Below are 24,896 nucleotides of genomic sequence, written 5' to 3' on the forward strand. Positions count from 1 at the left end.
AATAAGAGGTGTCCGAAAATCTTAAAGAGTAGGAATGACTATAATTAAAACAACTATGAAAAACGTAAAAGCTTTAAACAGAAAAGAGTTAAAGTCTATCAATGGTGGTGAGTACACCAACTGTGAAGTTCCATTAGAATATGGAGTTTGCAAGCCAGGGTATACTTTCTGCAGCAATCCATATTGCTGTGTGCAGCCAAGAAGACCTTATATGTGTATTGATTATTAAAAAAGAAAAGAGGCTTTCATTATTGAAAGCCTCTTGTTATTATTGGATGAAGTATTAAGGGTTCTCCTGTGTTACTTCATCATGATGTTTAAGATATAAAGGTAATGCCGCTGAACCATACCATGGGAAGATTTCATAACTGAAAACTCCAGCCTGAACAGCAGGATCTGTTTTTACCCATTGCTCAGCCTCTTCCTTGGATTTTGTATTGAAAATAAACATTCCACGGTAGTTTTCCTTATTCTTTTCCAGAAAAGGTCCTGCCACTACTATTTTACCTTCGTCTGCAAGCTTTTGAATATTCCCCATATGCCCTTTCATCAGTTCTCCCATCTTGGTTTTGTCTTCAATCTTTGCTGTGCCTGTAGTAAGCATCACAATCGTGTAAGCTTTCATGCCATATTTGTCGGCACCTAATGAGGTTGCCAACTCCTGATTAAATTTTGGTTTCTCCTTTTTCTGCTGCGCAAAAGAAATTCCTATAGCAAAAAAGAAAAGAGCAAGGGATATTCTCAGTCTCATACTTTTAGTTTTTTATTCTTAAAAATTCTTTGGCAAGTTCTATCATTTTAGGATCACCAGTATATTTACCATGTTCATCAGAAAGTTTTACCGTAGGAATCCATTCTTTATTGGGAGCCTGTACACCGATAAGTTTCATCACGATGTTCATTGGTTTTAATCCTACATCGTTCGTAAGATTGGTTCCTATTCCGAAAGAAATACCTATTTTTCCTCTGCAGTAATTTGTAATTTCTTCTACTTTTTCAAGATTTAAAGCATCTGAGAAAATAATATACTTAAACATTGGATTAATGCCGTTTTTCTGATAATGAGCAATTGTTTTATCTGCAAATTCTAAAGCATCACCACTGTCATGACGCACACCATCAAAAAGTTTTGCGAATTTTTTATCAAACTGCTGGAAAAATACATCCGTCGTATATGTATCGGAAAGTGCCACTCCAAGATCTCCTCTGTATACATCTACCCAATGTTCAAGGGCTAATTCATTTGCCATTTTAAAACCATATTCCGCAGCATGGAACATAAACCATTCATGAGCATGCGTTCCGATTGGTTTTACACCATACTTCATCGCAAAATGTACATTGGAGCTTCCGATGAAAGTAGACTCTTTTTTCTGAGTTAAAGCTTCCATAACAAGGTTTTGTACCTTATAAGAATGTCTTCTTCTGGTTCCAAACTCTGCAAAAGTAACGCCTAATCTTGCCAGTGAATCTGCTTTTTCAATCGTTTTGCTCATCACTACTTCATTAGAATCTCTTTCCATGTGATTCATCTCGTAATGAAGCTCACTGATTAAAGCCAATAAAGGTACCTCCCAAAGAATAGTTCTGTACCAAAGTCCTTCAACGCTCACGGAAAGATCTCCGCCTTCCTGATGAATTTTTACTTCAGACGGATCATAATGATAGCCTTCAAGGAAATCAAGATACGGAAGATCAATATAAGGACAGGTTCTTGCCATGAATTTCTTTTCATCCTTGGTAAGTTTCAGTTCAGCCATTTTGTTTACAGCTTCTCTTAGAGCTGCAGCAAAGCCTTCCGGAAAGTGATGTTTCCCTCTGTTGATAAATTCATATTTTACAATAGAACCAGGAAATAGTTTTACCACTGCATTCTGCATGGTTATCTTATAGAAATCATTATCTAGGATGGAGTTCAGTCTTACGTCGTTCATAATATGTGTAATTTTAACGCAAATATAAAAAATTAAAATAAAAATCGCCTAAATGTAAGGCGATTTTTTGAAATATTTTGATGATCTTCATTAGCTTATTTCCCCAGATAGGAATTGTACATCCAAACTTCTTTCTCCTGCTCCGTAATATAGTCGCTCATCTGAGAATTGGTTCCCTCATCTCCTGCCTTGTCTGTAATGTCCAAAAGTTCTCTTTGAAGATCAATCACTACTTTGAAAGAGCTTAAGATCTGTTCAACACTTTTCGTACCATCCGTTACCTCTTTACTTTCTTTGATGGTTGCTACTTTTAAATAATCTGAATAGTTGTGAGCTGGGGTAGCACCCAACGTCAGGATTCTTTCAGCAATTTCATCAATCTTTAAAACAAGACTGTTGTAAAGTTCCTCGAACTTTGGGTGAAGAGTGAAAAACTGATCACCTTTGATATTCCAGTGAGAACCTCTTGTATTCTGATAGAACACAGAATAGTTAGCTAAAAGAATATTTAATTTTTCTGAAATGTTTTTGCAGTCGGTTTCTTTAAGTCCGATAATACTAGCGTTTTTCATATGTATATATTTATTTTTTAAAGTTGTGTCTCATCACCGTATTTTAGATTTTTAAAAGAAGATCAGTGCGGTGATTGAATCATTATACCTTCTTATCTATCTCAAATTTACGAAATATTGTGCCGAACTACCCGGTTTGTTAATAGAAGATAACTATGAGAAAGTTTTTTAAAATAGTTTAGATGTATTGGGATGTGTACCTTAAAAATAATAATAGAAATGTCGCTTTGAGGAATAATTATTTTGGATATGCAGGTTTACCAGAGATGATGCTTATCTTTGAAACTTATATCTATCATTAATCATGAAAGCACTCCAAAATATAAGATTACGAAGTTTTTTATGGTCTTTTATTGTTTTTTTCTCTGTTTGTCTGTTTTACTATATCAGTTCATCGATGAAAACAGAAGGACATTATACTTATCTTTTGGACGATGCGTACATTCATCTTGCTATCGCGAAGAATTTTGCGTTGTATGATGTCTGGGGAATGACGAAATATCAGTTTTCCTCTACTTCGTCGTCACCATTATTCACCTATATTCTTAGTTTACTGATTACTCTTTTTGGGAATAATGATCAGATCCCTTTGTATTTCAATATTATTTTCAGTGTTGGAATTTTATATTTCCTGTCCACCTATTATGCTGAAGTTCTAAAAGGAGTAAAGGAAACTGTTCTGGCTGTTCTTTTTACTACATTTTTTATTGTGCTTCAGATTAATCTTCTTTCAGGAATGGAGCATGTATTTCAGGTATTTCTGTTTGTTGTGAATATCTTTTGCTTTTCCCATAAAGATCAGAATAAAGCAGCAATGTATGGCTTCTATCTAAGTATTTTATTGATGGGGCTTGTCCGTTTTGAGAGTATGTTTTATTTCGTGATTCTGTCATTTATGTTTGCTTTAATAAGGAAATGGAAAGATGCAATACTCATTTTATTATTAGGATTTATACCGATTATGGCTTTCTGTGCTTACAATTATCAGCAAGACGGATACTTTTTTCCTAACTCTGTAGTTGTGAAGGGAACAAAGCTGAGTCTTGATTCAAATATCGTACAGCAGTTGAAAGTAATCTTACTGGATAACTTTCTGTTGAATGTGAGTTTTTATAAAGTAGGTGTTTTTCCTGTTTTACTTTGCTTTATTGTGGTGTATAGAGATTTCAGAGTAAAGAAAGTACATGATGTATTAAAAGGTAACTTTTTATTGATTGTGTTTTCCTTACTTATGATATGTCATTGCATGTTTGCCGATCTGAAAGGGCATTTGCGTTATGAGGCTTATATCCTTACAGGATTCTGTATGGCTTTGATTCCAAAGCTTAAAGAGCTGTTTACTGATTTCAGAAACTATATTAAAAAAGAAAAATTAATTACCATACTAATTGCTGCCAATGTTTTCCTTCTTATATATAAAGGAGGAGTTGCTCACAAAATAATGATGGGTGGAGGGAAAAACATCTATGAGCAGCAGGTGCAGTCGGCAAAATTCCTGCATCAGTTTTATAATAATTCTAAAGTTGTAGCTAATGATATCGGAGCAATATGTTATTATACCAATATTCATTTGCTTGATATTGCCGGTCTGGGTTCTGTGGAAACGATTCGTTTTAATGAAGGTAAAAAGAAGTTTGACGGAAAGTTTGGAAGTTTTCTTACCCAATATAGTACAGATAATAAATATGATATTGCTGTTGTATATGAAGGTTGGCTTCAGGGATATGTTCCTGCAGGCTGGAAAAAAGCAGCTGTTCTGAAAATTGAAGAAAAAGTAACGGTGGCAAGACTTGAAGTTTCCATCTACGCTATAGATACAAGGAATCTGGAGCAGCTTAAACAAAATATTAAAAAATTTAATTGGAATAAAAACGTTACCGTCACAATCGTTGATTAAATGTAAGTGTCTGTTAATTAATTTTTAATAAAAAAGATTATTTATATACAACTGCTTGTTAATTAAAAAAAAATTACTATTTTTGCACCCTAAAATAAAAAGCAATTAAATGCCTACTATTCAACAATTAGTAAGAAAAGGAAGAGCCACGCTTGCCAAGAAGAGCAAATCGGCTGCCCTTGATTCTTGTCCACAAAGACGTGGTGTATGTACGAGAGTATATACTACTACACCTAAGAAACCTAACTCTGCACTTAGAAAAGTAGCAAGGGTAAGACTTTCAAACGGTAAAGAAGTTAACGCCTATATCCCGGGCGAAGGACACAATCTTCAAGAGCACTCGATAGTATTGGTTAGAGGCGGAAGGGTGAAAGACCTACCGGGAGTACGTTACCACATCGTAAGAGGTGCATTAGACACAGCTGGTGTAAATGGAAGAACTCAGAGAAGATCTAAGTACGGAGCTAAGAGACCTAAACCAGGACAAGCTGCTGCAGCTCCTGCAAAAGGTAAGAAAAAATAATCATTAAATAAGGTACAGAAGCAATGAGAAAGACAAAAGCGAAAAAAAGACCGTTGTTACCAGATCCGAAGTTTAATGATCAATTGGTAACGAGATTCGTAAACAACTTAATGCTAGACGGTAAGAAGTCTATCGCATTCAAAATTTTTTATGATGCATTAGACATCGTAGAAACTAAAAAAGGAGAAACTGAGAAAACAGCCCTTGAAATCTGGAAAGACGCATTAACAAACGTTATGCCTCACGTAGAAGTACGTTCTAGAAGAGTAGGTGGAGCTAACTTCCAGATTCCTATGCCAATCAGAGCTGATAGAAAAATTTCTATGGCAATGAAATGGTTAATTAGCTACTCTAAAAAGAGAAATGATAAGTCTATGGCTTTGAAATTAGCTAATGAAGTTGTAGCTGCTTCAAGAGAAGAAGGTGCAGCTTTCAAAAAGAAAACTGATACTCACAAAATGGCGGAAGCTAACAAAGCGTTTTCACACTTTAAATTCTAATCTGAAATGGGTAGAGATCTTAAATTTACAAGAAATATTGGTATTGCTGCTCACATTGATGCGGGTAAAACTACCACTACAGAAAGGATTTTATTCTATACAGGTGTAAACCACAAAATTGGAGAAGTTCACGACGGTGCTTCTACAATGGACTGGATGGAGCAAGAAGCAGAAAGAGGTATTACTATTACTTCTGCTGCAACTACTTGTTCTTGGAACTTTCCAACAGACCAAGGAAAACCTTTAGCTGATACTAAAGCTTATCACTTCAACATCATCGATACACCGGGACACGTTGACTTCACTGTAGAAGTAAACAGATCTTTAAGAGTATTAGATGGATTGGTATTCTTATTCTCTGCAGTAGATGGAGTAGAGCCTCAGTCTGAAACAAACTGGAGACTTGCTGACAACTACAAAGTTGCGAGAATGGGATTCGTAAACAAAATGGACAGACAAGGTGCTGACTTCCTTAACGTGGTAAACCAGGTTAAAGAAATGTTAGGATCTAACGCAGTTCCAATCGTTTTACCAATCGGTGCTGAAGAAGATTTCAAAGGTGTAGTTGACTTAATTAAAAACAGAGCGATCATCTGGGATGAAGCTGGACAAGGTGCTACTTTCGAGGTAGTTCCAATTCCTGAAGACATGAAAGATGAAGTTCTTGAATATAGAGAGAAATTAGTAGAAGCTGTTTCTGAATATGACGAGACTTTGATGGAGAAATTCTTCGAAGATCCGGATTCAATTACAGAAGAAGAAATCAATGCTGCATTGAGAGCTGCTACTATCGATTTATCTATTATCCCAATGACTTGTGGTTCTTCGTTCAAGAACAAAGGAGTACAGTTTATGTTGGATGCAGTATGTAAATACTTGCCTTCTCCATTGGATAAAGATGATATCAAAGGTACTGACCCAAGAACAGACGCTGAAATTACAAGAAAGCCGTCTGTAGACGAGCCTTTCTCTGCATTAGCATTTAAGATTGCTACTGACCCATTCGTGGGAAGATTAGCATTCTTCAGAGCATATTCTGGAAGACTAGATGCTGGTTCTTATATCTTGAACACTCGTTCAGGAGATAAAGAAAGAATCTCTAGAATCTATCAGATGCACGCTAACAAGCAAAACCCAGTAGAATATATTGAAGCTGGTGATATTGGTGCAGCTGTAGGATTCAAGTCTATCAAAACTGGTGATACAATGTGTGACGAGAAAAACCCAATCGTTCTTGAATCGATGGTTTTCCCTGATCCGGTAATTGGTATCGCTGTTGAGCCTAAAACTAAAGCTGACCAGGATAAAATGGGTAACGCTTTAGCTAAATTGGCTGAAGAAGATCCAACGTTTACGGTAAGAACTGACGAGGCTTCTGGACAAACGATCATCTCTGGTATGGGTGAGCTTCACTTAGATATCATTGTAGACCGTATGAAGAGAGAGTTCAAAGTTGAAGTAAACCAAGGACAACCTCAGGTAGAGTACAAAGAAAACTTAACAAGAGTTGCCAACCACAGAGAGGTTTACAAAAAGCAATCTGGAGGTAAAGGTAAATTTGCTGACATTGTATTTGAACTAGGACCTGCAGACGAAGGTAAAGTTGGTTTAGAATTCATCAATGAGATCAAAGGTGGTAACGTTCCTAGAGAATTCGTTCCTGCAATTGAAAAAGGATTTAAAGCTGCAATGAAGAACGGTCCATTGGCTGGTTTCGAAGTTGAAGGTATTAAAGTTACTCTTAAAGATGGATCTTTCCACGCAGTGGATTCTGATGCACTTTCTTTCGAAATGGCTGCTAAGCTAGGATTTAAAGAAGCTGGTAAAGCTGCTAAACCAGTAATTATGGAGCCTATTATGAAACTGGAAGTTGTAACTCCGGAAGAGTATATGGGTAACATCATTGGTGACCTTAACAAGAGAAGAGGTACAATCAGTGGTCAGGAAGAGAAAAATGGAGCTGTTGTAATCAAAGGTTCTGTTCCACTTTCTGAAATGTTTGGATACGTAACTACTCTAAGAACACTTTCATCAGGAAGAGCTACTTCTTCTATGGAATTAGAGAAGTACCAAGCTACTCCACAAAACGTTGCTGAAGAAATCATAGCTAAAGCAAAAGGTTAATTTTTAAATTAAAGAAATGTCACAAAGAATCAGAATAAAACTAAAATCTTACGATTACAACTTGGTAGACAAGTCTGCTGAGAAAATCGTAAAAACGGTAAAGGCTACTGGTGCTGTTGTAAACGGTCCTATTCCATTACCTACGAATAAGAGAATCTTCACAGTGTTGAGATCTCCGCACGTAAACAAGAAAGCAAGAGAGCAGTTCCAATTATCAGCTCACAAGAGACTAATGGATATCTACTCTTCTTCTTCTAAAACTGTTGATGCTCTAATGAAATTAGAACTTCCTTCAGGTGTAGACGTTGAAATTAAAGTGTGATAACTGCATACTTTGCAATGATTATAGAATCCGTTCCTTTTTAGGGACGGATTTTTTGTTTTAAAGCTAATTGTATTTTAGTATTTCAAACATTCTTGATACTTTTGAATTAAATTAATACCATGAAAAAACTAATACTGATGCTATTCCCCTTATTGTTTAGTGCACAGACCCATCGTTTTATTTACCAGTTTCAGTATAAAACAGATTCATTGGCAAAGGAATTGAGTAAAGACAATATGATTTTGGATATCAATCCTGATGATGTCAAATTTTATCCTTATTCCTACGCCGAAACAGACTCTTTAAATATTATTCGCGGTCAGAGAAGATCGAGATGGGATGATCATCTGCCTGCTCTTATCAGAAAAAAAGATTCTTTTGAAAATACTTCATTGATTTTACTGAATGATCTTTACTCTTTAAAATCAATAGACAAAATGAACTGGAAACTTCTGAATGATACTAAAGTTGACGGACAGTATACACTACAAAAAGCAACGACAACTTTTGGAGGCAGAAAATGGGAGGCATGGTTTTGTAAAGATATCAGTTTAAGTGAAGGACCTTATAAGTTCCGTGGACTTCCGGGGCTGATCTTTGAAGTAGAAGACACTCATAAGAATTATATTTTCAAACTGGCTAAAAGCATGAAACTTCCCAAAACCTATGAAACCCCTTTTCTAGAAAGTTTTATGGGAAAGAAACCTATTCCTGTGAATGATAAGATCATTGCAAAAAAGCAATTGGAACTTTATAATGATCCGTTGCGTGATGTTGCAGAAGCATTTAAATCCAATACCAATCCAGACAATACATTTTATGTTTTAGGAGTACAGATCAAAAGCATAGACCAGCTAAAAGGAATGTCTGATGAACGAAGAAAAATGATTTTAAAAGAAAATAACCCTATCGAGATTGATAAAGCGGTGAAGTATCCTTCGAATTGATTAAAAGAGTACTATTTATCCCTTCATCATTTATCTCTTTTAAATTCAATAACATAAAATAAAGACGATATATATGAGCAGAGAAGTTGAGAGAATTGCAGAATCATATGGTATCAACAAAGACAGTTATTACTGCGAAACCAATAGCTCAGGAGAAGTTATTTCCTTAGAATTATATGAGCCGGAATATGATGAGCTTAGCGATGCTGACAGAGAAAGTCATTTACAATTTGCAGGAACATTAAATAAACTTGAGAGACTTGAAATTTCATTCTATGACTATGAACTTTCCGATCTGAGTTTTCTTTCCAATTTAATAAACCTGAAAGAATTGTCATTAGATTGTAATTCACAATTCTCAAGCCTTGGAGGATTCCTTCATTTAACAGAACTTGAAGCCCTTTACATTCAAGGATCAATAATTGAATCGATTGATGAAATATATACCTTTCACAAACTTGAATATTTAAATATCGGATACAGTAAAATTAAAGATATAAGTTCACTCGAAAAGCTTTCCGGTACTTTGAAAGGTCTTTATTTAAGCGATAACCAGATTGAAGATATATCATGTCTTACCTCATTATATCAACTGGAATATTTTCATGCATCCAAGAATAAGATTACCAATATTCCTGATTTAACAGCTCTAAAAAACCTGAAAGAAATAACATTAAATGATAATAAGATTAAATCTTTTGATGGCTTAAGCAACCTGAAAAACCTAAAGAAAATCGAAGCAAGTGATAACCAGGTTGAGAATATTGACCTGCTTAGCAATCTTAACGGAATAGAAGAACTTTATGTAAGGAATAATCTGATCTCAGATATTTCGTCAGTCCAAAACTTAACCTGTCTTCTCAATCTCGATATTTCAGATAATAAAATTGTCTCTTTATCACCTTTAAATCATCTGAAAAAGTTATCTTTTTTAAGTTGTAATAATAGTAAGATTAAAGATTTCGATCAGCTGAAACTGAGTTCTCAGTTGAAGTTTCTCTATCTGAATAATTGTGGAATTAAAGTCCTACACTTTTTAAATAATCAGACTCAATTAAGTATTTTGTATCTGAATGATAATCATATTTCAGAATTCAATTCATTTAAAAATACGAAAGAACTAAGGCATTTATCTTTGATAAATAATGATATTGAAAAGCCATTTTCCATTGAGTCATATCCTAGTATTCATGTTGTAGATCTTTCCGGAAATAAATTTGGTAATAAGAAGTTCATTCAAGCTTCCGAAGTCAGTGCTGGAGGTACTATTAAAGAACTTTCCGATTTGTATAGAAAACTTACTTTTGGAGAGCTAAAATCCGAGCCTCATAACACGGAACCTGATTTTGTGTATAGAAAATTAGGAAAAGACCATCATCCTTTAGTGTCTGGTATTAGAATAATATTACTTGTCGTTCTCCTGATCATTGTATTGCTAATGATTAAAATGCTGCTTAATCGAATTTAATAATCCCCATCAATAGAAAATCAAATTTACAAGGTGTGAATTTGATTTTTTGTTTTTAATACCCATTCTTTAATACAAAATGGTAATGCTTAAAATTAATATGAATATTTAGTAATGTTTTAATGATAATTGTATTCATATTGTTGATTTTGCATTTCATACAAGGGCTAAGGTGACATATGTCACCTTGTTTTATTTATTTAGAATTATTAAAAATAATAGTTTTGCAAAAAAAATATTGATGATAAGAATAGTATCTTTTTCTTTACTGGTTTTAGGGACAGCTTTCGTAAGCGCTCAAAAAAAGAAAGACTCTTTGAAGAGTAGTAATATTGATGAAGTGGTAATCACAGGATCAGGATATGCTCAAAAAGTAAAAGATGCTCCGGCTACGATTTCTGTAATCAGCCAGGCAGACATTAAAAAAAGAGCTTATAGAGATATTACAGATGCATTGCAGGATATTCCGGGTGTATTTATTACTGGAGGAGGAAGTACCAGTGACTTCTCAATAAGAGGAGCTGAATCTGGGCAAACCCTTGTTTTGATCGATGGTAAAAGAATCAACACCAGAGAAACAAGACCAAATTCTGATGGTCCAGGTATTGAACAGGGATGGATGCCACCATTAGAAACCATTGAAAGAATTGAAGTTGTAAAAGGACCTATGTCTTCTTTATACGGATCGGATGCAATGGGGGGTGTTATCAATATCATCACTAAAAAATTAACAAACAACTGGAGAGGATCTGTTGCAACCAGCTTAATTCAGCAGGTACACAAAGAATCAGGGAACACTTACCAGATCGATGGATATACTGCCGGTTCTTTAATAAAAGACCTTCTTCAGATGAAAATCACTGGAAGCTATTCTGACAGAAATGAAGATAAATTCGTAGGCGGATTTACTGAAAGAGTGATTAAAGCTTTCGGGACAGAATTCAGCCTTACTCCCAATGAAAAGAATGTATTTAAATTAAACTACGACTATAACCGTCAGGAGAGAAACCAGAATCCAGGATATTCATTGGCTCCTAATGCAAAAAGCTCTCGTAACAATTACGAAAGAAACGTTTTGTCGTTAAGCCATAAAGGAGATTATACAAACTTCCATACGAATTCTTATATTCAATATGATAATACCAATAACCCAAACAGGGATATGCGGTATGAAACTTTTCTTGCATACAGCTTGAATAACTTCAATATTAAAAAACACGTTATCAGCTTCGGTGGTGAGTACAGATATGAAAGACTGAATGATTTAGGAAACAAAATTAAATCAGAAGGGGAGATTGTTACCAAACTTACCCGTTGGAACTGGTCTGCTTTTGCAGAAGGAAACTGGAACCTTGTTGATAAACTTCACTTAGTAACAGGTGCCCGTTTAGACAATGATGAAAACTATGGTTCCAACTTTACGCCAAGAGGATATTTAGTATGGAATGTTAATAATAATTTTACCGTAAAAGGAGGTACTTCATGGGGATATAAAGCTCCCGGATTAAGAGCTGTAAACCCAGGTTGGGGACAGGTAACCGGAGGTGGAACTCAGGATGGAGTAATCATCGGTAATAAAGACCTTAAGCCAGAGAAAAGCTTTAACCAGGAAGTTACTGTGATGTTTGAAGACAATAAAAAGGTTATTAATTTAAGCGTAACCGGATTCAATACAGACTTCAAAAATAAGCTGGTAGAAGTAAGGAAATGCAACAATAGTGAAGAATGTAAACAATTTGAAAACATTTACAATCATATCTATGATTTCATTTCAACAAGAGAAAACTTAGGGAAAGCAAACAGCATGGGATTAGAAGCTAACCTTGGAGTAAATGTTAGCAAAAGCATTGTATTAAAAGCCAACTATACCTATACAGATACAAAGATCAAGTCTGATGAGATTCCTGCACTTTACAACAAACCTTATGCAAGAATTCCTAAGCACATGATGAATGCCAATGTTTCATGGAAAGCAAACGACAGCTTTGAATTCTGGACAAGAGGAAACTACAGAAGCGAAAGCCAGCCTGGTGTAAGCAGAGGTAGAGCACAGGAGTTCCCGATTCCTGCATACTTCCTATGGGATCTTGGAACGGTCTACAGATTGAATAAACATGTACGTTTCACTTTTGGAGTTTACAATTTATTAGATAAGAATATACGTAATGATGCATCTGATCCTGCCAACAACTTTGGTTTCAGAATCGATGGTATCAGATATCAGTTCGGAGCGAACTATTTCTTCTAACAATTTTTAAAACCTTAAAATAAAGTATAAATGAAAAGCGCTTACATCAAAACTATCGCAGTAGCATTTGCAACATTTTTCGTTGTTTCATGTTCAGGAGACAAAAAGAAAGGAGTAGATTACAACCAGTTTAAGACGGAGGTAAAACTTACTCCTGAGCAGGAAAAAAGCTTCGATGAGATTACTGCAAAATATCAGCAGTTACAGGAGCAAAACTATCAGGCTGCAAAAGCTCAAGGTGGAAATATGGACCGTGTGGCATTAGGGATCAAAGGTGAAGAACTGAGAGCACAACAGGCTCTTGATATGGCTAAAGTTCTTGATGTTCCGCAAATGGAAAAATTCAACAAATTTGTTGATGAAAATTCAAGAAAAAGACCAAGATATAACAACGAACTATTAGAAAGAATCAAAGGAGAAGCTCAGCTTTCTGAAGACGAATTCAAAGTGGTAAATGCAGCAAATAATGCCTTCGAAAAAGCATTCAGTGATGCTCACGATGTATATCACGGAAATAATGATCTTGCAAAAGAATATTGGGAGAAATTTGATGCCCAAAGAAAAGCAGCTATTCAAAAAGCGTTAACACCTGAGCATTATACAAAGTTCGAAGAAATTGTAAAAGATGTTCAGTTTAAAGGGCGTAAATAATCGATATTAATACCGGTGAAGGCAGAGAAGTACACGGCATAATCGCTCTTGCTTTTTACCTAAATTCGTATTGACTTTTTTAAATTTATTCATATCAATTTAAAAACATTAAGATGGCAAAACTGTCTTAATGTTTTTTGCTGTTAATACCAAAAATGAAAACATTGTTTAAAAGCCTTTACAGGAAAAGACGAAAGAATGAATCAGTCATTAAATATATAATGTGGATTATTCATCTTTGGCTGGGGCTTTTATCAAGTATCGTCGTTTTTGTGATGTGTCTTTCGGGTTGCCTTTATTCATTTAAAAATCAGATTATTGATTTTAGCAACAGAGATAAGGTTTATATCAGTTCAACATCCAGGCAGGTCAGAACTCCTGATCAGATTCAGACAGAATTTTTTAAGCAGGGGAAAGTTGTAACCTCCTTATTAATTCCAGATGATACGGGAAGAAGTTATGTGATCGGTTACAAAGAAAATAATGTAGATAAGAGTACATATTATAATCAATATACGGGGCAGGCTCTTGGGCAGGCAGATGTAGGATCTGGTAAATTTTTTGATGTTGTTCTTGATATTCACAGAAATCTGATGATGGGAAATGTGGGACGCCAGATTTTGGGAGCCGGAGTACTTATGTTTTGTGTATTGCTTATTTCCGGATTGATTCTTTGGTTACCTAAAAAGCTGAAGTTCCTGAAACAGGGATTAACAGTAATGTTCAAGGCGAAATTTCAACGGGTGAATTATGATCTTCATAATACCCTCGGTTTTTACACATTCCTGATGTTGTTTTTCATTGCAGTTACCGGATTGTATGTAACATATCCTTGGGTAAAGAATGGTTTAATCGTCAGTCTGGGAGGAACATCGATTGATAATATTTCAAAAGATACGGATAGTGGAGATGATGCATTCGGTGGGCTTTTGGAAGATATGCTGGAGAAGCAGAATGAAAAGAAAAACCTTAAGGATTCGGAATCTGCTTCCATTGATAAGATTTTGAAACTGGCAGATCAACATCTTCCTTATCGAGCCGTTACAAGCATTGAGTTACCTAATAAGGATAATCCAAGATATGTCGTTATTAAAACCAATACACAAAACCTTTTGGGAATGATGCTCCCGGATGAAGTAACATTTGATAAAACCGGAGTATTTAAAACTAAAGAGCTATTTTCAAATAAACCTTTGAACAAACAATTTACCTCATTAGCAAAACCTCTGCATACGGGAGAGATCATGGGATTACCAAGTATAATTCTCTATTTTATTGTTTCACTTATTGGCTGTTCTTTACCTATTACCGGTTTTCTGATCTGGTGGCACAGGTTTAGAAAAATGAAATAATAGATAATAAGCTAATTACTTTTTTGAGTGAAAAAATAATATCTCTTCAGGAATACTGTTCTTGAAAAATTTACTTGCAGAACTTCTATCCTCAATCTTCCGGATTTTATCTTAATCAATATTATTCCTCTTTGTTCAAGTTAATTTTATACATTTATTATGTAAAACAATTTGATCATGGAGCATAAAAGTAAAAATCTGTTTGAAAAATTTTCTAATTGGGCGGTAAAGTTTACAGGAAGTCCACATGCTTTTCTTGGAGCAATGGCAGTGGTGGTCATCTGGGCGATATCAGGACCATTCTTTGATTACTCCGAAACATGGCAGCTCGTTATCAATACCGGAACTACTATTATTACTTTTTTAATGGTTTTCCTTATTCAAAAAGCGCAGAATAAAGATTCAAAAGCCATCCAGATCAAGCTGAACGAACTCATTGCAGCCCACGAAAAAGCAAGCAACAGAATTGTCGATATTGAAGATCTTACAGAAGCAGAACTGGATCAGCTTCATTATTATTATGAAAATCTGGCTCAATTTGCCAAAAAAGATGCCGATATACATACTTCCCACTCCATAGATGCAGCACAGAGAAATCAGGACTATAAATACGAATTCTTCAAAAGAAAACATGAAGAATGGCTACAGAAAAAAGAACAACAAAAAAAGGAATCACAATGATTCCTTTTTATTGTATATAATATCATTTATTATCTCTTCATGAAATAGCTAAAGTAGCTACAGCTTCCCATCAGGCTTTTCGTTGTCTCAGCATCTGAATACTGGTTTTTCAACTGAGCAAAATAAGTTCTGTACTTTTGGTTTTTAAGATCATCCATCTGTTTTTGGCGGGCATCTTCTTTTTCAGACCATTTAGGATCAGAGTAGTCAATATCTCTTGGAGCTTTTGCTTCATATTGATAATACTTTCCTTGCTCGGCACTTGCCATCTGGAACAAAATTCTTGCTTTTTCCTCCTTGTTGGTTGAAAGTTTAAGAGCCTTCTGATAATAGTTGATAGCAAGGTCAAAATTATCGGGTTCAATATAAGACGTATCAAGGAAGTTCTTGTAGTAATATTTGTAAGGATTACCCTTGTCATTATTCCAGAAGTAGTATTTCCCTCCGTTACTGTTGTCAATATCCATCACAAAAACATGTCGGTAATACCCTAAAATAGAAGTATTGTATAGTAAATTTCCGATAAGCTGGTTGGCTCTCGCAGCTTTCTCATCATTACCATTTCCAATTTTTTTAAGCTGAATCAGAATGTTGGTCAGTTCCAGTTTATTCATATTATCCTTGATGAAAGGGAATTCTGTATAGCCTTCAGACTTCATCGATTCTGCATCAGGGCTTTGATAGCTTTCCCATACATTATGTCCGAAGATCAGACCTGGAATATTATTAAATCCATTGTATTCGGTAGAAGTGTATTTCTTTGGAGTTACTACTTGCCCTTCTTTTTCTGTCCAGTCGTAATTTTCTCTTGGAACCCCGCCAAATTGCTGAGCCTTTTCGTAATATGATTTAGCTTTTTCAAAATCTGCAAGTCTCATCGCTCTGTCTCCGTAAATAGTATTGAAGAAAGCTTCAATATTAGTTACGCTCTTCATGTTTTTAGCAATGATCTGCTGCTCAAACTGAGTCTTATTCGGTTTTATGTAGAAGTCTTCAACACTTTTTACAAGAGTCGAATTAGGATTGTATTGCAGATCCGAAAGCTCATTGTTCATCAGGAAAGATTTTCCGTCCTCACCCTGAAGGAGATAACGGTTTGCCATAACGTCCTTAAGGAAATCTGCTGTAGAAGGAGCATCTCCATAATAATCGTATTCACTATTAACGTTTGCTGTATCCTTTTTCACTTCTTTTTCCACAAAGTATTCGGCATAATCTTTCATCAGGTGATCTTCAAATGCAGCATCAACTTTAGGCTGAGAAACAATATCATTCAGAACTTTCATTCTTTTGATTTCTTCCAGATATTCAGGATTGGTTGTCTTGATTTCGTTCAGGATTTCAGTACTTTCTTTATAGTCTTTCTTTAAAAACTTAAGATAAGCATCTGCAATTTGCCAATACTCATCTTTGGATTTTTCCTTAGTTTTCGAAGTGAATTTTTCAAGAGCATCAAGATAATCTTTAGTATTATCATCATATCCGCCATATCCCGTCGTGTAGAAAGGAATTCTGTTTGGGTTATTTAATAATTCATCATCGCTCTGATCTGCTTTATTTCCGTTTCCGGATGCATCAGATTTAGAACCGCCGAAAAGATTTTTGAAGAACCTTACAATTTTCTGCCAGAAAGAAACCTTTTCCTCCTTTACCTCTTTTGTTTCTGGGGTTGTTTTATCCGTAGCAGTGTCTTTTGAATCTTTAGTCTCAGTATTTCCTCTGTAAACAGATACTCTTCCATACGCATCGGAAGTATAATAATAAGTCGGAAGATAACTTCTTTCCAATTCATTGATACTTCTTACAGCCATTACTTTTAGAATTTCAGAATCAGGGTTGATGTCAAACATCTTTTCCATAATAGGAATAGGATTATTAAAATCTTCATACCCTAAAAGGAAATATGCCATATTCTTTTCCTCATTCGTGTTTGCTCTTTTCATGATATTGCTGAAAGAAGCTGTATCCGAAAGCTTCATGGAGACAAAAGCGGATTCTTTTTTGTCCTTTCTGTTCATGAATACCTGAAAGAAGTTCCAGTTGGCATCACCGTTCATTTCAAGCCCTCTCTGAGCACCGGCTAGCTGATCCAATGCCATATAATAAACCGTACCTTTTAGTTTAACAGGTTCAATATAAGTCTTGAAAGCCTGTAATGCCGCATCATAATTTCTTGTGTAGTGGTTTAGACGTACCAGCTGATATCCGTAACGTTGCTTGATCTCTGGATTTCTGGCTGCATTATATAAAGACGTAAGAGCAGCGATGTTTTTATTATAATCAAGAGAAGTAGCATTTTCTTTGTTCTCATCTCTTCCATAAGAATAAAATGAGTTCTCGGTTTCTACGTAATTGATGCTCATATAAGGCTCTAGATACTTAGCCTCAATTAAATAATCAATTCCTTCTTTGTATTTTTGGTAAAATCCCGTTCCTAGCTTTTGTAAAAGAGGATTTGTCGGAGTTCCGTTTTTAAGAGCATTCAGATCATTCATGCTTATTTTATACACAAGATTCTGAGCCTCTGCATAACTAAGCTGATTGTTAAAATACTTTTTCCATGCCTCGATATTATCATCAGGGATCAATGACGGATTATAATTGCCATAGAACCTGGTGGAGTAAGTATGTAAAAAAGGAAGGTAAGATTTATCCTTAATGATACTTTGTGTAAAAAGATTGAAGTATTCATAATCCGGATCTGACCACGAACAGGCGTCAGATTTTGTATAGAAAAGAGATACAACCGCAAGTGAAAGAATATACTTTTTCATAGGGTTTGTAGTGTTTTTTTAATTTTTTTATATAATAGCTTGTAATTCGGGTGCGGACAGAAATATTTCAGTATATCAATACTTTATCATCTGCCTTTATCTTTAAAAGATTTAAAATTTTCGATCTAACACAAATTTACTATCTAATTGATAATAAATAATATTAAAATGCTGGATTTTTTTCTCCAGAAAGTTGGTCACATCTTCCAATTGTTCATCAGTGATTTCTTCTATCTTTATTTTGAACCCTTTATTCAGGTAGTTTCTAAAATAAAATCCATCCTTCATGATCTCTGCTTCATGATCAGATATCTTTTTGAAATTCGGATTTTCAAGGTCCTTTTTTGATAATGCATTGATCAGTTTATGCTTACCAAGATGATTGGTAATAATTCCCCAGGAATAAATGGGTAAAGCAACCTCTATCTTTTTGATCGGGTAATCTTCCATTTTGGATAGGTAGCTTTTCAAGGTATTTACATCCAGAATAGAATTCTTTTCTGACTTTTCCAGAGGCGAAGAAGTGGAGTAGCACATTAGATAAACCTTGTCCACAGGAGGAATTCCTGTTTGTTTTTTGTCTTTTACCTGATGAAGACGCAAGGTGCAGGTGATGCTTTTTCCTGAAACCTTCTTGAGCTCTTTTAAAAACTTGAAATAATCATCTCGCGTACCGGCTGTCCAGTCACAATCAATCTGAATTTCATTATTGACTTTTAAATGATATTCTTCTGCTTTCTTTTGTACCAGATGATGGATGCTTTCCGCAAGAAATCTAATTTCATCCTGCGAAATGGCTAGCATTGTTTGATTGGTAATAAAAACTGTTGGTACAATCTGTTTATCCGTTTGAAAGCTTTTGTCTTTTGTAATAACAGCAACGGGCTGAAATTTTCCACCGGCTTTGTCTACATCAAAAAACCTTGTGTATAGATAAGGAACAGAAGCTTGGTCTAAAACTTTTTTTTCATCCTGATCCAGCTTAAGATGTGTTTTCCAGTAGTAAAATGTATAAGGATGATTCTCTTTTTTATTGCAGGAAACAATAAAAAATAAAACCCATAAAATCTTTAATACTTTCATCCTGTGTGACGCATGTTTGATTCTTCAAAGGTAAAGATATCTGTTGAACCTATAAATAGTGGAATCCCGGTAATTTTAGGCAAACAAAAAACCACTCCAAAGAGAAGTGGTTTATCTATAATTTAGTTTAAAATCTGAATTAAAAGACTGTTGCAGCCAATTGAATTCTTGCATACTTATTTGAAGGATTCCACATTGCCATCATAGAAACCGGAAGACTGTAATGTTCCGTGATCTTGATAACCTTTCCTGCCTTTACTCCTACATTCACAATATCAAAATTGTTTTTTCCATTTCCATACAGAAAGGTATCTCCGTTCAATGAAAATCCTGCACCTACAAACGCATCCAGATTTACTTTCTGTCCACTGATAACAGGATAGCTCGCCTGAACGTAGGTGGAATATCTATTTTTCTTATAGCTTCCATCCGGCTCCAGAATAACTTCTCCGGCATTCGCTCCTCCATAAAGCATGATGTCTGCTTCAATGTTAATAGGGAATGAAGGTCCGAAAGTATAATTCGTTCTTAAATCAATAATATGAGCTGTTCTTCTCTGTGAATAACTGAAAATATCATCCGCAGCCACCGCCGTATTGATATTCCTGGAATTATAAAGGTCCCACAATCCGATGTAAAAACGTCCGTCAGAATATTGAATATAATAATTGATCTCTTTATAATGAGTGTTGTCCTTGTCATCTGCTAGGGCAGAAGCTCCCCAAATACCTACCTTCCATTTCTTTTCCGCATCCAGAGCATAAGAAAGATTTCCCATGACAACAGGTTTATCTGTAATGATCAAACCTCTCCATAAATGGTTGTTCTGAATATTAGCTGTAAAGTCCAAACGACTTTCTTTGGCTTCTTTTACTTCTCCGTTTTCCTGAGAAAATAATCTTCCTGTGCCTAAAGCAAGCAGGAAGATTCCTTTTAGTATTTTCATCATTTGTGTTTCTATTTTAATATCATGAATAGTAATGCCGCAAGTACAGCTCCTGTAACAGGTCCTACCACAGGAATCCACGCATAACTCCAGTCGCTGCTCCCTTTTACCGGAAGAATGGCATGCATAATTCTTGGAGCAAGATCTCTCGCAGGATTAATAGCATAACCGGTAGTTCCGCCTAAAGAAAGTCCTATTACCCAAACCAGAAAGGCAACGGGTATAGCTCCTACAGTACCCAATCCTACTTTTGCATTAGGATCAGCTTGTAAAGTGATACTTGGATCTGAAATATAAAAAATAACGAATACCAGAACGAATGTTCCAATAATCTCACTGATAAGATTGGATGAAACTTTTCTGATCGCGGGACCTGTACTGAAACAGGCAAGCTTGGCTCCTTCATCTTCCGTTATGGCGAAATGATCTTTATGGAATAGCCACACAAGAAAAGCACCAAGCATTCCTCCAATCATTTGAGCGGCAATATAGGAAGGTACCAAATCCCAGGAAAACTTTCCGGCAGTGGCTAGACCTATAGTTACAGCAGGATTGAGGTGTGCTCCACTTATTGGTCCTGCAACGGTTACTCCAACAAATACGGCTAATGCCCAAGCGGTAGTAATAACGATCCATCCGGAATTGTTTCCTTTGGTATCCTTTAAGACAACATTGGCTACAACACCGTTGCCTAGTAAAATAAGAAGCATCGTCCCGATCACTTCTGCGATAAATGGAGTCATATGTGTATTTTTAAGGTAAGGAAATTAATCTTCTATCCAGCATTGTGCACGAGATACGGCTTTATTCCAGAAATGAACCATGGAAGCTGCTTTTTCTTTCTCCAATTTTGGATGAAAATCTTTATCTACAATCCACTGTGCCTGTATTTCATCAATACTTTTCCAGTAGCCTACTGCAAGCCCGGCAAGGTACGCCGCTCCTAATGCAGTTGTTTCAAGAGTCTTTGGTCTGGTAATTTTAAATCCGAAAAGATCAGACTGTATTTGCATCAGCAGATCGCTGGCAGAAGCACCACCATCTACTCTTAGTTCAAGACTTGCTCTTCCGGAATCTGCCTCCATAGATTTTACAATATCATAAACTTGGAATGCAATTCCTTCCAAAGTAGCTCTTGCAATATGTCCGTCAGTAGTTCCTCTTGTAATACCTACAATCGTTCCACGTGCATACTGATCCCAGTGAGGAGCTCCTAGACCTGTAAGTGCTGGTACAAAGTAAACTCCGCCGTTATCTTCAACGGATGCGGCAAGATCATTCACCTGATTAGAAGAGTGAATCAATTTAAGACCATCTCTCAACCATTGAATCGCAGCACCGCCTACAAATACACTTCCTTCCAAGGCATAATTAACCTCTCCGTTAATCTTCCATGCAACTGTAGTTAAAAGATTGTTTTTTGACGAAACAGCTTCTTTTCCTGTATTCATAAGTAGGAAGCATCCTGTTCCATAAGTATTTTTCACCATTCCTGGCTCTATGCACATCTGCCCAAAAAGAGCTGCCTGTTGGTCGCCTGCAATTCCTGCAATAGGAATCTTGGTAGAGAATAGGGTAGTGGCAGTTTCCCCATATATTTCACTGCTTTGTTTTACTTCAGGGAGAATAGCTTTTGGAATATTAAATAATTCCAATAACTCTTGATCCCATTCCAAAGAATGGATGTTAAGAAGCATTGTTCTGCTGGCATTAGAAACATCCGTGATAAACATTTTTCCGCGGGTAAGTTTCCATACAAGCCATGTATCTACGGTTCCGAAACAAAGTTTTCCAGCTTCAGCTTTCTCTCTTGCTCCTTCTACATTATCAAGAATCCATTTTAGTTTGGTAGCAGAAAAATAAGCGTCCAGAATAAGCCCTGTTTTCTCCTTTATCATTTCTCCATGCCCTTGTTCTTTCAGTTCATCGCAATATTTAGATGTTCTGCGGTCCTGCCAAACGATAGCGTTGTAAATAGGTTCTCCCGTTTCTTTATCCCAAACAATAGTCGTTTCACGCTGATTGGTAATTCCGATTGCTGCAACTTCCAGCCCGGAAATGCCTGCTTTGGCAATAATTTCTGCTGCTACGGATATCTGTGATGACCATATTTCATTCGGGTCATGTTCTACCCATCCCGGAGTTGGGAATATTTGTCTGAAATCTTTTTGAGAGATATATCTTATTTCTCCGCTATGATTGAATAGAATCGCTCTCGAGGAAGTTGTCCCCTGATCTAAAGCGAGTATTAATTTTTCATTCATATATCGTGTATTAATTTAGGTTAATAACTTTAGGTGAATAAGGGATTAATAAATACCCTTTTGCTAATTCAATGAATTCATTTTCTTGTTGCTGTGCCCATTCTTCAGACTTTCCTTTTTCTTCCGCAATGATTCTTGCCACATTATGTGCGCTGTCTATAGCTGCTCTTGCATCTAAGAATAACAAACGAGCTCTTCTGGCAAGAACATCCTCAATAGTCTCTGCCATTTCATTTCTTACAGCCCATACCACTTCTGCTACAGTGAACGGATGATCCGGATGTATTTTCTGTGAAAATCTTGGGTTGCTTTGTTGTAATGCTTTTATGGCAGGAATGTCAGATCCGTATACATATAAATGATTTGTTCTGTCTACTTGTTCAGGCTTTATATTACCATGAATAGAAAGATGTTCAGTTTTGGATGTTGTATTTCCTAATTGATGAACCTGCATGGCTTTGTCAATAGTATCTTCTGCCATCTTTCTGTAGGTAGTCCATTTTCCACCAATAATGGAAATCAATCCTGTATCGGAAGCAATTACTTTATGACTTCTGGAAACCTCTTTTGTACTTTTGCTTCCGTCTTTTGGAGCAGCAAGAGGACGAAGTCCGGCAAATACAGATTTTACATCTTCACGAGTTGGCTTTTTAGATAAATATTGTCTTGCGGTATTTAAAACAAAGCTGATTTCTTCTTCCAACGCACGAGGCTCAAAACTTTCGTCTTTTAAAAGCGTATCTGTGGTTCCTACCAATGCTCTGTCATGCCAAGGTACTACGAATAAAACCCTTCCATCTGAAGTTTTTGGAATCATGATAGCGTCATCACTTTTCAGGAATGATTTGTCCAGTACAAGATGTATACCCTGACTTGGAACCACAAGCTTACCATGCTTAGGATTATTCATATTAAGAATGTCATTCGTGAAAACCCCTGTCGCATTAATAACAACTTTTGCGTAAAGCTGATATTGCTGTTTCGAAAACTGATCTTCTGCAACTACTCCGATGATTTTGTCATGGTCATCTTTCAAAAGGTTAATCACTTTCACATAATTGACAGCACTTCCTCCTTTCTCAATAATCGTTTGTGTTAAATTAATCGCAAGTCTTGAATCATCAAACTGTCCGTCCTGGTAAACAACACCACTTGCTAAATGATTCTGTTCAATAGTGGGTAGCTTTTCAATCGTTTTTGATTTGCTGATGTATTTTGTTTTACCCAAACTTAACTTTCCGGCAAGGAAATCATAAACAGAAAGACCTATTTTATAATAGATTCCGCCCCACCAAGTATAATTAGGAATAATGAAAGACTGGTTTTTTACAATATGCGCTGCATTTTTTGCTAATAAACCTCTTTCCTTTAACGCTTCTTTTACTAATCCTACATCTCCCTGTGCTAAATATCTTACACCACCATGTACAAGTTTAGTACTTCTACTGGATGTCGCTTTTGCAAAGTCATGAGATTCAATTAATAATGTTTTGAATCCTCTGCTTACTGCGTCTAATGCTGAACCTAAACCACTGGCTCCTCCTCCTATGACTATAAAGTCCCATTCTTTTACATTGGTTAATTTACTGAGTTCTTCGTTTCGTTTCATAAATGTTTCGTTTATGTTTCGTTTTCAAATATATAAATTAAAAATGAAAGCAAAAAGAAAATAAATGAAATTTAAATGTTTGAAAAAAAAACGTTAATTTTGAGGAAACGAATAAAATGGAGAAGCTAATTCCAAGGCATGATGAAATATTAAAAGAGCTTGATGAAAAAGGACATATTCTCGTTCAGGATTTGTGTGAAAAGCTGAATGTTTCTTCAGTTACAATTCGAAAGGATCTGAACTATCTCGAAAGTCTGGGGCTTCTTTTTAGAAATCATGGAGGCGCAAGTAAGCAGGTGAGATATGCTTATGAAAAGAATGTTGTTGAAAAAGAAAGTATTAATGTAGAAGCAAAACAAGCGATCGCTAAAGCTGCTTTGCCTTTGATTCAGGAAAATGATAGTATTATCCTGGCTTCAGGAACTACAATGCACTATCTAGCAAGAATGTTGATGGGGTTTGGTCCGCTTACTGTTCTTACATCTTCTTTAAGAGTGGCAATTGAACTTTGTAACAATCCTAATATTAATGTTATTCAATTAGGAGGAGAAGTGAGAAAGAGCTCTACTTCAATTGTAGGTTCCATTTCAGAGGGAATCCTTAAACAATTTTCATGTAACAAACTATTCCTTGGGGTAGACGGGATAGATCTTGAATTTGGGATCAGTACATCCAATGCTGCCGAAGCTCACCTTAATCAGGTAATGATGGAGTGTGCTGATCAGACAGTAGTTCTTGCAGATTCTTCAAAATTAAATAAGAAAGGTTTTGGTAAAATTGCTTCTTTAGATCGGGTGGATTATCTGATTACAGATAATGGTATTTCCTTAGAAGACCAGATCGGATTAGAAGAAGTTGGAGTTAATGTTATAAAATAACCGTAAATACAGATCTTTGGCTAATGTCTTGTTTTGTAAATATTTATGTATTTACAAAATCTTTTAATTATTTTATCATTAAATGGTGATTTTTTTGTTGAAAAATTTGCTTGTTTGCTT

At 35.7% G+C, this 24,896-nt stretch carries 22 protein-coding genes; 13 read left to right on the forward strand and 9 right to left on the reverse strand.

Annotated features, from left to right (window positions below; translation table 11 throughout):
- Nucleotides 1–55 precede the first annotated feature (55 nt).
- Nucleotides 56–229: a hypothetical protein gene (locus BBI01_RS22880; RefSeq protein WP_165602268.1), complete on the forward strand. Its 174-nt coding sequence runs from the start codon at nucleotides 56–58 to the stop codon at nucleotides 227–229.
- A 54-nt stretch (nucleotides 230–283) separates the two neighbouring features.
- On the opposite strand, the gene BBI01_RS17380 is transcribed toward BBI01_RS22880, so the two are convergent.
- The 3 genes from BBI01_RS17380 to BBI01_RS17390 all read right to left on the reverse strand — a co-directional run bounded on the left by BBI01_RS17380 (nucleotide 284) and on the right by BBI01_RS17390 (nucleotide 2,506).
- Nucleotides 284–751: a YciI family protein gene (locus BBI01_RS17380; RefSeq protein WP_065395898.1), complete on the reverse strand. Its 468-nt coding sequence runs from the start codon at nucleotides 749–751 to the stop codon at nucleotides 284–286.
- Between the two features lie 4 nt (nucleotides 752–755).
- Complete coding sequence (pncB, locus tag BBI01_RS17385; RefSeq protein WP_065395899.1) at nucleotides 756–1,934, reverse strand: nicotinate phosphoribosyltransferase; 1,179 nt, start codon at nucleotides 1,932–1,934, stop codon at nucleotides 756–758.
- A gap of 95 nt (nucleotides 1,935–2,029) precedes the next feature.
- Nucleotides 2,030–2,506 carry a Dps family protein gene (locus BBI01_RS17390; protein ID WP_065395900.1) on the reverse strand — a complete coding sequence of 159 codons (477 nt, stop codon included), beginning with the start codon at nucleotides 2,504–2,506 and terminating at the stop codon, nucleotides 2,030–2,032.
- Between the two features lie 397 nt (nucleotides 2,507–2,903).
- Here BBI01_RS17390 and BBI01_RS17395 point away from each other — a divergent pair, with 397 nt between their 5' ends.
- From BBI01_RS17395 to BBI01_RS17445, 11 genes are all read left to right on the forward strand, one after another.
- Complete coding sequence (locus BBI01_RS17395) at nucleotides 2,904–4,403, forward strand: DUF8728 domain-containing protein (RefSeq protein WP_065395901.1); 1,500 nt, start codon at nucleotides 2,904–2,906, stop codon at nucleotides 4,401–4,403.
- Between the two features lie 109 nt (nucleotides 4,404–4,512).
- Nucleotides 4,513–4,926: a 30S ribosomal protein S12 gene (gene rpsL / locus BBI01_RS17400; protein ID WP_002983146.1), complete on the forward strand. Its 414-nt coding sequence runs from the start codon at nucleotides 4,513–4,515 to the stop codon at nucleotides 4,924–4,926.
- A 23-nt stretch (nucleotides 4,927–4,949) separates the two neighbouring features.
- Nucleotides 4,950–5,426, forward strand: coding sequence for a 30S ribosomal protein S7 (gene rpsG, locus BBI01_RS17405; protein WP_027371737.1), 477 nt, complete (start codon nucleotides 4,950–4,952; stop codon nucleotides 5,424–5,426).
- Between the two features lie 6 nt (nucleotides 5,427–5,432).
- Complete coding sequence (fusA, locus tag BBI01_RS17410) at nucleotides 5,433–7,550, forward strand: elongation factor G (protein WP_065395902.1); 2,118 nt, start codon at nucleotides 5,433–5,435, stop codon at nucleotides 7,548–7,550.
- Nucleotides 7,551–7,566: 16 nt separating this feature from the next.
- A complete protein-coding gene (gene rpsJ, locus BBI01_RS17415) occupies nucleotides 7,567–7,872 on the forward strand; it encodes a 30S ribosomal protein S10 (RefSeq protein WP_002661363.1) in 306 nt (101 codons plus the stop codon).
- 122 nt (nucleotides 7,873–7,994) lie between these two features.
- Nucleotides 7,995–8,822 (forward strand): GLPGLI family protein, encoded by an 828-nt coding sequence (locus tag BBI01_RS17420; RefSeq protein ID WP_065395903.1) that lies wholly within the window; start codon nucleotides 7,995–7,997, stop codon nucleotides 8,820–8,822.
- A 73-nt stretch (nucleotides 8,823–8,895) separates the two neighbouring features.
- A complete protein-coding gene (locus BBI01_RS17425; RefSeq protein WP_065395904.1) occupies nucleotides 8,896–10,290 on the forward strand; it encodes a leucine-rich repeat domain-containing protein in 1,395 nt (464 codons plus the stop codon).
- A gap of 241 nt (nucleotides 10,291–10,531) precedes the next feature.
- Nucleotides 10,532–12,538, forward strand: coding sequence for a TonB-dependent receptor domain-containing protein (locus tag BBI01_RS17430; protein WP_065395905.1), 2,007 nt, complete (start codon nucleotides 10,532–10,534; stop codon nucleotides 12,536–12,538).
- 30 nt (nucleotides 12,539–12,568) lie between these two features.
- Nucleotides 12,569–13,189: a hypothetical protein gene (locus tag BBI01_RS17435; RefSeq protein WP_065395906.1), complete on the forward strand. Its 621-nt coding sequence runs from the start codon at nucleotides 12,569–12,571 to the stop codon at nucleotides 13,187–13,189.
- 155 nt (nucleotides 13,190–13,344) lie between these two features.
- A complete protein-coding gene (locus tag BBI01_RS17440; RefSeq protein ID WP_065395907.1) occupies nucleotides 13,345–14,541 on the forward strand; it encodes a PepSY-associated TM helix domain-containing protein in 1,197 nt (398 codons plus the stop codon).
- A 177-nt stretch (nucleotides 14,542–14,718) separates the two neighbouring features.
- On the forward strand, nucleotides 14,719–15,222 hold the full coding sequence (locus tag BBI01_RS17445; protein WP_065395908.1) for a low affinity iron permease family protein: 504 nt from the start codon (nucleotides 14,719–14,721) through the stop codon (nucleotides 15,220–15,222).
- Between the two features lie 29 nt (nucleotides 15,223–15,251).
- Here BBI01_RS17445 and BBI01_RS17450 read toward each other — a convergent pair whose 3' ends face one another.
- The 6 genes from BBI01_RS17450 to BBI01_RS17475 form a co-directional block, all read right to left on the reverse strand.
- Nucleotides 15,252–17,996 (reverse strand): hypothetical protein, encoded by a 2,745-nt coding sequence (locus BBI01_RS17450; protein ID WP_065395909.1) that lies wholly within the window; start codon nucleotides 17,994–17,996, stop codon nucleotides 15,252–15,254.
- Between the two features lie 111 nt (nucleotides 17,997–18,107).
- Nucleotides 18,108–19,079 (reverse strand): hypothetical protein, encoded by a 972-nt coding sequence (locus tag BBI01_RS17455; RefSeq protein ID WP_065395910.1) that lies wholly within the window; start codon nucleotides 19,077–19,079, stop codon nucleotides 18,108–18,110.
- A gap of 139 nt (nucleotides 19,080–19,218) precedes the next feature.
- Nucleotides 19,219–20,028 (reverse strand): hypothetical protein, encoded by an 810-nt coding sequence (locus BBI01_RS17460; protein WP_065395911.1) that lies wholly within the window; start codon nucleotides 20,026–20,028, stop codon nucleotides 19,219–19,221.
- An 8-nt stretch (nucleotides 20,029–20,036) separates the two neighbouring features.
- On the reverse strand, nucleotides 20,037–20,768 hold the full coding sequence (locus tag BBI01_RS17465) for an MIP/aquaporin family protein (protein ID WP_065395912.1): 732 nt from the start codon (nucleotides 20,766–20,768) through the stop codon (nucleotides 20,037–20,039).
- 24 nt (nucleotides 20,769–20,792) lie between these two features.
- Nucleotides 20,793–22,289, reverse strand: a complete 1,497-nt coding sequence (gene glpK / locus BBI01_RS17470; protein ID WP_065395913.1) for a glycerol kinase GlpK — start codon at nucleotides 22,287–22,289, stop codon at nucleotides 20,793–20,795.
- Between the two features lie 10 nt (nucleotides 22,290–22,299).
- Nucleotides 22,300–23,898, reverse strand: a complete 1,599-nt coding sequence (locus BBI01_RS17475; protein WP_065395914.1) for a glycerol-3-phosphate dehydrogenase/oxidase — start codon at nucleotides 23,896–23,898, stop codon at nucleotides 22,300–22,302.
- Nucleotides 23,899–24,014: 116 nt separating this feature from the next.
- On the opposite strand from BBI01_RS17475, the gene BBI01_RS17480 reads away from it, so the two are divergent.
- Nucleotides 24,015–24,776 (forward strand): DeoR/GlpR family DNA-binding transcription regulator, encoded by a 762-nt coding sequence (locus tag BBI01_RS17480; protein ID WP_065395915.1) that lies wholly within the window; start codon nucleotides 24,015–24,017, stop codon nucleotides 24,774–24,776.
- Nucleotides 24,777–24,896 lie beyond the last annotated feature (120 nt).

The organism is Chryseobacterium artocarpi (genome assembly GCF_001684975.1).
Classification (GTDB): domain Bacteria; phylum Bacteroidota; class Bacteroidia; order Flavobacteriales; family Weeksellaceae; genus Chryseobacterium; species Chryseobacterium artocarpi.

Bases quoted from the DNA above. Each gene is read 5' to 3' on its own strand.
- BBI01_RS22880 (WP_165602268.1), top strand. From the start codon at position 56: ATGAAAAACGTAAAAGCTTTAAACAGAAAAGAGTTAAAGTCTATCAAT.
- BBI01_RS17380 (WP_065395898.1), bottom strand. From the start codon at position 751: ATGAGACTGAGAATATCCCTTGCTCTTTTCTTTTTTGCTATAGGAATT.
- pncB (WP_065395899.1), bottom strand. From the start codon at position 1,934: ATGAACGACGTAAGACTGAACTCCATCCTAGATAATGATTTCTATAAG.
- BBI01_RS17390 (WP_065395900.1), bottom strand. From the start codon at position 2,506: ATGAAAAACGCTAGTATTATCGGACTTAAAGAAACCGACTGCAAAAAC.
- BBI01_RS17395 (WP_065395901.1), top strand. From the start codon at position 2,904: ATGAAAACAGAAGGACATTATACTTATCTTTTGGACGATGCGTACATT.
- rpsL (WP_002983146.1), top strand. From the start codon at position 4,513: ATGCCTACTATTCAACAATTAGTAAGAAAAGGAAGAGCCACGCTTGCC.
- rpsG (WP_027371737.1), top strand. From the start codon at position 4,950: ATGAGAAAGACAAAAGCGAAAAAAAGACCGTTGTTACCAGATCCGAAG.
- fusA (WP_065395902.1), top strand. From the start codon at position 5,433: ATGGGTAGAGATCTTAAATTTACAAGAAATATTGGTATTGCTGCTCAC.
- rpsJ (WP_002661363.1), top strand. From the start codon at position 7,567: ATGTCACAAAGAATCAGAATAAAACTAAAATCTTACGATTACAACTTG.
- BBI01_RS17420 (WP_065395903.1), top strand. From the start codon at position 7,995: ATGAAAAAACTAATACTGATGCTATTCCCCTTATTGTTTAGTGCACAG.
- BBI01_RS17425 (WP_065395904.1), top strand. From the start codon at position 8,896: ATGAGCAGAGAAGTTGAGAGAATTGCAGAATCATATGGTATCAACAAA.
- BBI01_RS17430 (WP_065395905.1), top strand. From the start codon at position 10,532: ATGATAAGAATAGTATCTTTTTCTTTACTGGTTTTAGGGACAGCTTTC.
- BBI01_RS17435 (WP_065395906.1), top strand. From the start codon at position 12,569: ATGAAAAGCGCTTACATCAAAACTATCGCAGTAGCATTTGCAACATTT.
- BBI01_RS17440 (WP_065395907.1), top strand. From the start codon at position 13,345: ATGAAAACATTGTTTAAAAGCCTTTACAGGAAAAGACGAAAGAATGAA.
- BBI01_RS17445 (WP_065395908.1), top strand. From the start codon at position 14,719: ATGGAGCATAAAAGTAAAAATCTGTTTGAAAAATTTTCTAATTGGGCG.
- BBI01_RS17450 (WP_065395909.1), bottom strand. From the start codon at position 17,996: ATGAAAAAGTATATTCTTTCACTTGCGGTTGTATCTCTTTTCTATACA.
- BBI01_RS17455 (WP_065395910.1), bottom strand. From the start codon at position 19,079: ATGAAAGTATTAAAGATTTTATGGGTTTTATTTTTTATTGTTTCCTGC.
- BBI01_RS17460 (WP_065395911.1), bottom strand. From the start codon at position 20,028: ATGATGAAAATACTAAAAGGAATCTTCCTGCTTGCTTTAGGCACAGGA.
- BBI01_RS17465 (WP_065395912.1), bottom strand. From the start codon at position 20,768: ATGACTCCATTTATCGCAGAAGTGATCGGGACGATGCTTCTTATTTTA.
- glpK (WP_065395913.1), bottom strand. From the start codon at position 22,289: ATGAATGAAAAATTAATACTCGCTTTAGATCAGGGGACAACTTCCTCG.
- BBI01_RS17475 (WP_065395914.1), bottom strand. From the start codon at position 23,898: ATGAAACGAAACGAAGAACTCAGTAAATTAACCAATGTAAAAGAATGG.
- BBI01_RS17480 (WP_065395915.1), top strand. From the start codon at position 24,015: ATGGAGAAGCTAATTCCAAGGCATGATGAAATATTAAAAGAGCTTGAT.